General features: G+C 65.1%; 1 protein-coding gene. It reads left to right on the top strand.

Annotation, left to right across the window (positions count from 1 at the left end; all coding sequences use genetic code 11):
- On the top strand, nt 1-390 hold a 390-nt coding region (locus ACT6QU_RS19460; RefSeq protein ID WP_444837030.1), incomplete at both ends, for a PLP-dependent transferase.

Raw genomic sequence — 390 nt, forward strand, 5'->3', positions numbered from 1 at the left:
CTCCATACCCGTCTCGCACAACATGGCGCCGCCGCGCTTCAGGTCGCCAAATGGCTCGAGGCGCAGCCCGAAGTCCATTCGGTGATGTGCCCCGCGCTGCCGAGCGATCCGGGTCATGCGATCTGGAAGCGCGATTTCACGGGCATCTGCGGCCTGATCGGCGCGGTGCTCCAGCCCGCGCCCGAAACGGCTGTCGCCGCGATGGTCGAGCAGCTCAAGCTTTTCGGTCTCGGTTTCAGCTGGGGCGGCTATGAGAGCCTCGCCATTCCCGTCGACCCGCAGCTCAAGGCCCGGACCCACAAGCTCAGCTATCCCGGCCCCTTGCTAAGATTGCACATCGGGCTCGAAAGGGTGGATGACCTCATCGCGGATTTGCGGCAAGGGCTCGAC

The organism is Aliihoeflea sp. (assembly GCF_052435475.1).
Lineage (GTDB): Bacteria > Pseudomonadota > Alphaproteobacteria > Rhizobiales > Rhizobiaceae > Aliihoeflea.